The following is a 7,746-nucleotide window of genomic DNA, read 5'->3' as shown; positions in this document are numbered from 1 at the left end:
CCATCCCACCAACCATTAACAATTAACAATCAACCATTAACAATTAATAATTAAATTTGGCGCATGAAACAGCAGCTTGCGCTCACACTCTTCCTACTCATCACCCTGTTCCTCGCTGGAGGAAAAGGCCATGCCCAATCCGTAGAATCCGACGAACGCGCCATGATCGACGTGAAAGATGGCGTCTCCTTTAAGCGTGACTCCCTGTTTCTGATGAACCTACGCTTCCGCATGCAAAACCGCGCAGGCTTTAATACCCTCGCCGGTGACCGCGCCGAAGTGGAGGCCTTCGAAATGCGCATCCGACGCCTGCGCCTGCGCTTTGACGGATACGTCCTCTCCCCAAAATTCCAATACTACATCCAACTTTCCTTCTCCCGGGCAGACATGGACCTGGAGCTTGGAGAAGTGGCGCAGCCATCCGCGATGCCATCCTGTATTATACCGTAAATGAGAATTTGTACCTCGGATTCGGACAGGTCAAGCTGCCCGGAAACCGCCAACGAGTCATCAGCTCAGGAAATCTCCAATTTGCCGATCGCTCTATCGTAAATGGTCTCCTGACCCTGGATCGGGATTTTGGGCTGTACACCTACTATACCGTCCCACAAAAACTTACCGGCCAGCAGGTCTGGCAGGTGAAAACAGCCATCACCTCGGGCGACGGACGAAATGCGCTGGCCATCAACAACGGCCTGGCCTACACCGGACGCCTGGAATGGCTGCCCTTCGGCTACTTTTCGAATAATGGGGACTACTCCGAAGGGGATATCGAGTTCGAGCCGCGACCGAAACTTTCCCTCGGATTTACTTACTCCGCGAACCAAAAAGCAGTGCGGACGCAGGGCCAACTCGGTGCTGAGCTCTTCGAGGCGCGCAACTTGAATAGCCTCATCGCGGATATGATGTTCAAGTACCAAGGTTGGGCGCTGATGTCCGAATACATGCAGCGCAATAGTCCCGACCCGATCACGACGAATGAGGCAGGCGATATCCGGCTGGTCGTGGTGGGCCGCGGCATCAACACGCAGCTCTCCCGCATGGTGGGCCCCCGACTCGAGCTGGCCGCACGCTATGCCTATGTGGTACCGAACCAAAACCCCTCCGCCATCCGACAGCGCGTGGACGAAGGACTCCTCGGCGCGACCAAATACCTGAATGGACACCGCATTAAGGTGCAGGCGAATGTAGGCTACCGCTGGCTACAGGGCTTGACGAGCTTTAGCCGCGCAGGAAATACCTGGACGGGCATGTTTCAGGTGGAATTTGGCATCTAAGGTGCCTTCAGCGGCGTAAAAACTCGGCACGAATCATTTCCCTCAGCCTTCGGCCAAAGTAAACGGTGCCTGAAAGCCACTGGCGGCACTCCGGGCACTGCTGAAGGTGGTGGTGGAGCAGAATTTCTTTACCCGAATGGCACTGATTGTAAAGGGTTTGCCCCGCAGCTTGCCCAGCAGGTCGAGGGCCAGGCCGGCTCCATACCCGAACACATAGGGCAGACGAAAAGGAGAGGTGGAGGGCTTGCCGAGCGCCTCATACACGTTTTGCACCAGCTCCTCCATGCTGAAATCAGGCTTATCGGCATAGTTAAATACCTGTACGCCCGCGCGCTGGGGCTGCCCTAAAAGATGTTCCATAAAGGCCACCACATTCGGGAGATAGGCCATCGACTTCCGGTTTTGGCCACTGCCGATCATCACAAAACGCCCGGAGGCCATTTGCGCCAGCAGGTTATACACATTTCCCCGATTTCCCTCTCCGAATACCACGGTGGGGCGCACGATGAGCAGCTGCCGCCGCCTGGGATCTGCTGCCTGCCAGTCCCGATAGACCTGCTCAGCGGCGGCCTTAGTCTGCCCATACGGGTGACTGGCCGCATGGGGGCTTTCCTCATCCGCATTCGGGTGGCTTTCCCCATACACCGCCACCGAGCTCACGAAAAGCAAGCGTTCCACTTGCCGCTCAGCGGCTAAGGCGCAGAGATGTCGGGCACCCTGCACATTTACTTCCTCATAGAGGCGCACCGGACGCACATTGTCCTGATGCTCAGCAGCTAAGTTGATCCAAACCTTCCCTTGGCAGGCGCTCGCCAGGGCCTGAGGGTCGCGCACATCCGCCAGCTCTGTCTGGTCAGGAAAGGTGGTAGAGGGATTTTTATCTACGATCTGGAAGGGGATGGCCTGCGCCTGAAGGCTGCGGCAAAGGGCCGTGCCGATAAATCCAGACCCACCGATGACGGTGATCATAAGGAAAAAAGTTTAGCGGTGATGTTACAGGAAAGGTAATAGCAGGCGCTCAGCAGGGATAGCCCTTCCACCTGGCGGAAGAGCTGCCAGTTATACCGAATGAGGCCTAATTTATTACTGGACAGGGAGCTTTCCCGCCGTGTGTAGGTGGCGAGCACCTCAGGCAGTAAGTAGGCATAAGGGGTTTTTTTAAGGAGATGGAGCCACAAGCCATAATCTTGGCGCTTTCGAAGCGCTGGCATGAGGACCTTGCCCAGCTGCGCACTGTCGTACATGGCCGTGAGGCAGCCGACAAAGTTGCGGGTCAAGAGCTGTTCGTAGCTGAGCTTGGCGGGGAGTTGGTCCACCACACCGGCCGCCCGTCCATTTTCTTCTACTACCTTATAATAGGTATAGCTGAAGGCGATGTTTTCGCGCTGCATAAAGTCCAGCTGTCGCTGTAGTTTTTCCGGCATCCAGCGATCGTCCACATCTAAAAAGGCGATATAGCGTCCCCTGGCGGCGCTGATGCCAGCATTTCGTGCAGCAGCGGCACCTTGGTTTTCAGGCAGGAAAAGCGCGTGGATCCGGCTATCCGCGGCGGCAGCTTCGGCGATGGCGGCAGCAGTCCCGTCGCTGGAGCCATCGTCCACGAGCCAAAGCTCCCAATGGGGGTACTGCTGGGCCTGTACACTCGCCAGTAGGCCAGGCAGATAGCGGGCCGCCTGATAGCATGGAGTGATGATACTGACGAGGGCTGTTTTACTCATGAATACTGTAAAAACACAAATATAGCGAAAAAATCAGACTTTGGTTGATGACGCTATCCGTGTTCAGGACGGAGACCAAGCTGACGCAGAAAAGCAGTTGAGCGAAGCGCGCGTGGGGGGAACGGGAAGGGGGCCTTTGCGCCAGCGCAAAACCCAAAATCCATAGCCGATGGCTAGCAGGCAGGCCAAGAAAGGCAGCAGGCCCAGCTCCGCGAAATTTCGCATAGAGGGATTTCGGCGTGATGTAGGAGCGCTCCGTCACCGCCTCGTAGACCTGCTCGAAAGCCAGGGCATAGGCATAGCGCTCCCGCACCAGGTCGGGGTACACATAGCGGTAGCCATCTAGGCCCGTGCCGAGGAAAAAGGTTTTGGAACCGCTCTGGAAGCCGATAACGGGGTTCATGATGCGCTGAAACATGGAGCCTTCCCGCTCCAAAATCAGGAAAAGCGCTTCGGGCTCGGCTACGATCCGCGCGATATTGGAGAGGCGCCGGAAGGTGTAGTTGTCCCCTTCGTACTGCCGGATTTGGCTTAGGCCCGCCAGGCTGAGCAGGCTAATAAGTCCAAGTAAAAGCAGGCTACGGCGATTCAGGCGAAAGACGATAAGGTAGAGCGCTCCGCTAAGTAGCACGGTGAGGTAGCCATAGGCGGATCCGGAAAGCAGCAGGAAAAGCCCCAAGAGGGGGAGGCTAAGAAAACGGCCTTTGCCGCGGTAAAAAAAAACATGGAGCAGCCCGAAGAGCATCAGGTAGCGCACCATCCAGGAGGGCTCCCCGGAGATTCCCTGCAGGCGGTTCACGGTGCGGTAGCTAAATAGCAGGGTGAAGCCTTCGGAGAGGTTTTGGGGCAGCAGCCCCGCAATCCCTGCCAGCTGCACGGCACCCACCGCGAAGATCAGGTACAGCGACCAGGTGGCCACGCGGCCCAAGCTGGCGAGTACCTTCTCCCTGCCAAGGTTGGCGGCATGGCGCAAGCAATAGCGTGTGGCGATTAGGGAAATGCCTAAAATGAGGAGGCTGAGCAGGGCCTTAGGCAGATGCTCCCAGCGGCCCAGGAGGCCTAGCGCCAGGGCTACGGCATGTACGCCAGCCAAGCTGAGCATCAGGCCACCCATAGGTCATGCCGACTCCACTGCCGATCCAGCAGAAAAGCGAAGGCGGCCGGCAAAAGAAAGAAAAAGGAGAGGGGCCGGTACTGATTATTCAGCGGGAAAAAGGGGCTACTGTCCAGTGGCAGCAGAAAAACCGCCACCAAAAACCCATACCAGGCCAGCTGGCGCCAGCTGGCCGAGCGCCTTAAAGAGGGGGGCGATAGGGGAGCTGTCAGGGACTTCATCTGCGCAGGAGGTAGCGAAGGTACACATGTAAGTAACGACGGCGGCCGAGAAGGCGCTGCAGCAGGTACTTGGGCAGGTGCCCGAGGGTCTGCCGATGCATGCCCCGAAGGCGGTAGCTGGCCGCTGTCAGGGACCAGGCATGCCGAAAGCTCGGGTAATAGTTCGAGCGCCCGCCGAGTGGAAAGTGACTGTGCACGAAAGGCATCTCTAGGGCCGGGTAGCGCTCGAAAAGCTGGAGCAGCAGCTGGGTGTCCGCATTAAGTCCCTGCCGAAGGGAGTACCGGTACTGCGTGTACAGGGCGCGATGGATCCAGATGGCTTGGTGATTGGGCAGTTTTTTTCGGTACCAGTCGGGCTGCTCGGATTCGAAATCAGCATAACGTAAGACGCTGGCGGCTTCGAAGTAGGTGCGCGAGGCCGCATAGAGGAGCGGTGCCTTGCCAGCAAAGTGGCTGACTTTTTCTAGGACATCGGCTGCTGCCAGGGTGTCTCCTGCATTTAGGATAAGCGCATAGTCACCTGTAGCCAGGGCATAGCCTTTATTCATAGCATCGTAGACCCCCTCGTCTTTTTCGGAAACTAACTGCTGGATATCTGCGCGGTACTCGGCGAGCAGCGCCTGCATTTCGGGCCCGGATCCCCCATCGATGACCAGAATTTCCTTCGCTCCAAAGCCCTGTTCGAGCAGGCTCTGCAGTGTTTTTCGGAGCCCTGTAGGATCTTCGAAGACCGGCACGATGATGCTGAACAAGGGCTTAGCCATGCGGGTTGTTTTTGGCGGCCTCGGTAGTGGAAGGCGTGTTGGCGGAGGAGTGGACGCTCGCAGGGGACATTGTAGAGGCGTCTGCGTGGTTATTTTCCTCTAAGGCTGCTCCCCCAGAAAGGCGCAGCAGCAGGAAGGCACTGTGGCAAACGATCAGGAAGGCAGCAGCGATCAGGTGCAAGCCCCCACGCAGCAGCAGGCCGGGCCCAAGGGGGCGGTAGGAGGCTTCCGGCTGGCGCAAGAGGGTGAAATTAGGCGTGTCGCGGGCCACTTGCAGCCGTGCCAGCTCTACCTGCTTGCCGAGCTCGGAATAGGTTTCGAAACGCAGATTATATCGGGCTTCCAAACGCTCTAGTCGATTGTTTAGGCTGGGCGAAACTCGGTTTTGGTTTTCGATTCGGAAGGTGGCCAGTTCCTCCTGCGTGCTGAAAAAGGCCTTTTCTGCCTCCTGCCATCTTTTTTCGGTGAAATCGAGACGGTTTTGGGCTTGGCCCGCGCGGATGTCGATCAGCCGTTTTTGGAGCAGGCCACGCATTTCTTCTAAGACGCGCAGCGCCACCTCAGGGTCTGGCATATCGGCCTGCAGGAGCAGCGTGTTTTCCTGTGGATCCCAGCTCAGCTGTAGGGCTTTTTCCAAGCGTTTTAGCCGCTCCACCTCTTGCTGCGACAGGGAAAGGGTACTATCGGCGCGAAAAAGGCTGCGGGAAGGTTTTTGGTTTTCGGCCTTCGGCCAAAGGCCCTTGGCGGCACGCGCATCCAGCAGGCTCTCCAGCGTCCCCCCCGGAAAATCGGCCAGCGTGGAGGGGGGCAGGGACAGGGGCAGCAGCTGCTGCAAGAAGCTGGTTTCACTGGCCAACTTCGGGTACAAGCTGGGCGGCACCTCGTTTTGGTTGGGGTTAAGTGGCAGCGAAAAGCCCGTTAATGCGGCCAGGCCTCCTAGATTCGGGGAGGCACCCATCTGATCAGCGCTGCTCACGAGCAGAAGCGCTTCAGCGCGGTAGCTTTTAGGACGTAAAAAGTGCACGGCCACGGCCAGGGCCAGCGCCAGCCCACATACGAGGAGGTAGGCGAGCCGATGCTGCCGCCAGATGCGGCGGATGTCGTGGGTGCTGAGGCTTTCAGAGGGCCTCTTCGGGTTCAGATCCTGCATAGTGAAAAATTTCCTGGTAAAGATACGAAATGTCTGGCAAAGGGAGAGATTAAGCAAATCGAGACTTTTTTAGCCCTTCTCGCCTCTCCCCCCTTGCTTTAACCCAGTAAAAAAAAGTAAATTTGTAACTGTATATAGTTGCTAAAAATGAATATCACGAAGAGAAAAATTGATCACGCGATTTCGAAGTATGCCTACTGACCTTCATTACGATGAACTTGTAAAGCTTTTGTGGTGAAATTGTATCAGTTGAAACAAATTAAAGAAGTGTTAGCACTATGAAATATTTAGAATACAAAGGATATGTAGGGACGATCGAATACAGTCCGGAAGACAATTTACTTTACGGGGCGGTATTAGGGATTAGGGGACTGATTTCCTACGAGGGGGAGACGGGCAAAGCCTTGGAAATGGATTTCAAGGAGGCGATAGACAGCTATTTAAACGATTGTGCTGCTTCGGGGAATAGTCCTGAAAGGCCGTTTAAAGGCAGTTTTAATGTTAGGATACCCGAGTCGCTACATAAAAAAGCGGCCTTATTAGCGATGGAAGACAAAACCTCTTTAAATCACTTTGTGGCAGAGGCCATTCGCTACAAAGTAGAAAAAAGCACTTCCTGAGGGGGGATTTTTTTTATTTCCCTTAGGCAGTGGTACCTTTGCCCGGCAGGGCAAAACCGCCTCTGACAGGCGGCATTTCCTTTTTTACTTATGATAGAACAACGCGTACAAGCTCTCGGGCACCTCGGAGACCGTATCGGCGAGCTCTCCGATGCTGAATTTCAGGCTTTGGCCTTCCGGGTCGAAAATAACAACAGTTGGTTCATTCCTAAAATGCTGCGGACGGCGCTGGATGGCCTCATGCAGCTGCTGGATCGGCAGGCGCTGCAGGAATGGGTGGCGCCTTATAGCTTCTCCACAAAGGGGCATAAGGATGTGGGGATTTTGGCAGCTGGAAACATCCCCGCGGTGGCCTTCCACGACCTGCTCTGCGTGCTGATGGCAGGACATAAGGCGAGCATCAAGTTGAGCTCTGGGGATCAGGTGCTGATGCGCTGGCTGATTACGGAGCTGCAGGCGATCAATCCTGTTTTCGAGGCGGACATCGAGGTGGCGGACATGCTGAAGGCGAAAGATGCCTACATCGCCACGGGCAGCAATAATTCGGCCCGCTATTTTCACCATTATTTCGGTCGCTATCCGCATATTATTCGCCAGAACCGCACGTCGGTGGCGGTGCTGCGGGGGACGGAGACCGCGGAGGAGTTGCGTGCCCTGGCCGCTGATGTGTTCACCTATTATGGCTTGGGCTGCCGAAATGTTTCGAAGGTCTATGTCCAAAAGGAGGAGCAGCTACATGCTTTTTTTGATGCCATCGCGGATTTCGAGTGGGTGCGGGAGCATCATAAGTACGTAAACAATTACGATTACAATAAAAGTATCTTTTGGTMATAAGGTGACCACATCTTCTGGATACGGGCTTTCTTTTAGCCCGGGGAGGAG

At 55.9% G+C, this 7,746-nt stretch carries 10 protein-coding genes; 4 read left to right on the top strand and 6 right to left on the bottom strand.

Annotated elements, in window-relative coordinates:
* Positions 1-63: 63 nt before the first annotated feature.
* Both A3SI_RS19100 and A3SI_RS14910 read left to right on the top strand, forming a co-directional pair.
* Positions 64-450, top strand: a complete 387-nt coding sequence (locus A3SI_RS19100) for a hypothetical protein (RefSeq protein ID WP_050977556.1) — start codon at positions 64-66, stop codon at positions 448-450.
* An 8-nt stretch (positions 451-458) separates the two neighbouring features.
* On the top strand, positions 459-1,277 hold the full coding sequence (locus A3SI_RS14910; protein ID WP_050977555.1) for a hypothetical protein: 819 nt from the start codon (positions 459-461) through the stop codon (positions 1,275-1,277).
* Positions 1,278-1,319: 42 nt separating this feature from the next.
* Here A3SI_RS14910 and A3SI_RS14905 read toward each other — a convergent pair whose 3' ends face one another.
* From A3SI_RS14905 to A3SI_RS14880, 6 genes are read right to left on the bottom strand one after another with little or no spacing between them, the layout of a single operon-like run.
* Positions 1,320-2,246 carry an NAD-dependent epimerase/dehydratase family protein gene (locus tag A3SI_RS14905; protein ID WP_009057209.1) on the bottom strand — a complete coding sequence of 309 codons (927 nt, stop codon included), beginning with the start codon at positions 2,244-2,246 and terminating at the stop codon, positions 1,320-1,322.
* Positions 2,243-2,995 carry a glycosyltransferase family 2 protein gene (locus A3SI_RS14900; protein WP_009057207.1) on the bottom strand — a complete coding sequence of 251 codons (753 nt, stop codon included), beginning with the start codon at positions 2,993-2,995 and terminating at the stop codon, positions 2,243-2,245. The genes A3SI_RS14905 and A3SI_RS14900 overlap by 4 nt, the downstream gene beginning before the upstream one ends.
* Positions 2,988-4,109 (bottom strand): hypothetical protein, encoded by a 1,122-nt coding sequence (locus tag A3SI_RS14895; RefSeq protein ID WP_009057205.1) that lies wholly within the window; start codon positions 4,107-4,109, stop codon positions 2,988-2,990. Before A3SI_RS14895 ends, A3SI_RS14900 begins: the two co-directional genes overlap by 8 nt.
* Positions 4,097-4,330 carry a hypothetical protein gene (locus tag A3SI_RS14890; protein WP_009057203.1) on the bottom strand — a complete coding sequence of 78 codons (234 nt, stop codon included), beginning with the start codon at positions 4,328-4,330 and terminating at the stop codon, positions 4,097-4,099. The genes A3SI_RS14895 and A3SI_RS14890 overlap by 13 nt, the downstream gene beginning before the upstream one ends.
* Complete coding sequence (locus tag A3SI_RS17825; protein WP_009057201.1) at positions 4,327-5,094, bottom strand: glycosyltransferase; 768 nt, start codon at positions 5,092-5,094, stop codon at positions 4,327-4,329. The genes A3SI_RS14890 and A3SI_RS17825 overlap by 4 nt, the downstream gene beginning before the upstream one ends.
* Positions 5,087-6,244 (bottom strand): GumC domain-containing protein, encoded by a 1,158-nt coding sequence (locus A3SI_RS14880; RefSeq protein WP_040671092.1) that lies wholly within the window; start codon positions 6,242-6,244, stop codon positions 5,087-5,089. The genes A3SI_RS17825 and A3SI_RS14880 overlap by 8 nt, the downstream gene beginning before the upstream one ends.
* 278 nt (positions 6,245-6,522) lie before the next feature.
* On the opposite strand from A3SI_RS14880, the gene A3SI_RS14875 reads away from it, so the two are divergent.
* Positions 6,523-6,864 carry a type II toxin-antitoxin system HicB family antitoxin gene (locus A3SI_RS14875; RefSeq protein ID WP_009057198.1) on the top strand — a complete coding sequence of 114 codons (342 nt, stop codon included), beginning with the start codon at positions 6,523-6,525 and terminating at the stop codon, positions 6,862-6,864.
* Between the two features lie 90 nt (positions 6,865-6,954).
* Positions 6,955-7,698, top strand: a complete 744-nt coding sequence (locus A3SI_RS14870) for an acyl-CoA reductase (RefSeq protein ID WP_009057197.1) — start codon at positions 6,955-6,957, stop codon at positions 7,696-7,698.
* Positions 7,699-7,746 lie beyond the last annotated feature (48 nt).

It is taken from the genome of Nitritalea halalkaliphila LW7 (assembly GCF_000265075.1).
Taxonomy (GTDB): Bacteria; Bacteroidota; Bacteroidia; order Cytophagales; family Cyclobacteriaceae; genus Nitritalea; species Nitritalea halalkaliphila.
The sequence above is the reverse complement of the archived record's forward strand: the minus strand, read 5'-3'. Positions and strand labels throughout refer to the sequence as shown.

What these genes read in the sequence shown, in the direction of transcription:
- A3SI_RS14880 (WP_040671092.1), bottom strand. Translation starts at nt 6,244, where the DNA reads ATGCAGGATCTGAACCCGAAGAGGCCCTCTGAAAGCCTCAGCACCCAC.
- A3SI_RS14875 (WP_009057198.1), top strand. Translation starts at nt 6,523, where the DNA reads ATGAAATATTTAGAATACAAAGGATATGTAGGGACGATCGAATACAGT.
- A3SI_RS14895 (WP_009057205.1), bottom strand. Translation starts at nt 4,109, where the DNA reads ATGGGTGGCCTGATGCTCAGCTTGGCTGGCGTACATGCCGTAGCCCTG.
- A3SI_RS14900 (WP_009057207.1), bottom strand. Translation starts at nt 2,995, where the DNA reads ATGAGTAAAACAGCCCTCGTCAGTATCATCACTCCATGCTATCAGGCG.
- A3SI_RS17825 (WP_009057201.1), bottom strand. Translation starts at nt 5,094, where the DNA reads ATGGCTAAGCCCTTGTTCAGCATCATCGTGCCGGTCTTCGAAGATCCT.
- A3SI_RS14905 (WP_009057209.1), bottom strand. Translation starts at nt 2,246, where the DNA reads ATGATCACCGTCATCGGTGGGTCTGGATTTATCGGCACGGCCCTTTGC.
- A3SI_RS19100 (WP_050977556.1), top strand. Translation starts at nt 64, where the DNA reads ATGAAACAGCAGCTTGCGCTCACACTCTTCCTACTCATCACCCTGTTC.
- A3SI_RS14890 (WP_009057203.1), bottom strand. Translation starts at nt 4,330, where the DNA reads ATGAAGTCCCTGACAGCTCCCCTATCGCCCCCCTCTTTAAGGCGCTCG.